The 668-nt window shown below is 44.8% G+C and carries 1 protein-coding gene; it reads right to left on the bottom strand.

The window, feature by feature from the left end; genetic code table 11:
- Positions 1–668 (bottom strand): transposase (locus KI350_RS22745; RefSeq protein ID WP_212930594.1); only part of this gene is annotated, 668 nt, incomplete at both ends.

The raw sequence follows: 668 nt of genomic DNA, 5'->3' as shown, positions 1-668 counted from the left end.
TTTCCAAGTCCAATTCGCCAGCTTTTTGAGATTCATGGCAGTGAAAACAAGCATCGCCTGCATGGACAATTTTTTCTTACCCCGTAGGGTTGTCCAGCGCAGGCCATGCTTGTGTTTTAAATCCGCAAAAACCCGTTCGATCGTTTCTTTGCGTTTGGCGTAGATTCGCCTATTCTCATCCGTGTAGCGAAGATGGTCGGCTTCATCCAAATGATCCTGCCAGAGATGCCTGTGAATCATCTTTCGATGATTTCGACTTTCCGTACATTGCTTCAAAAAAGAACAGTGTTCACATCGGTTTGGATCTGATGCATAAATCCGATAGCCTTCACGGTTGGTTGTGCGATATGTCAGAACATGATCGTCAGGGCAAATATAAGCATCGTAATATTCATCGTATACATATTCATGTTTTCTCATGAACCCTTTTTTAGTTTGTGGTCGGGTGTAGGGCATGACGGGATGGACATTTTGATCACTTAGAAATTTTGCGATAAACGGCGTTTTATATCCGGCATCAACTGCGACCGTATGAGGCTTGGCGACGTGCTCTTTCACCTGTTGAAACAGGGTCGTGAACACTTGGCTGTCATGAATATTGGCAGGCTCAACAACCGTCCCCAGCACAAATCCATTCCGGTCACAAGCTGTATGAAAACCATAAGCAA

This window comes from Bacillus sp. J41TS8 (assembly GCF_018333035.1).
Lineage (GTDB): Bacteria > Bacillota > Bacilli > Bacillales > Bacillaceae > Bacillus > Bacillus paralicheniformis.
Note: the sequence above shows the minus strand (reverse complement) of the source record. Positions and strands in the feature narration are given on the sequence as shown.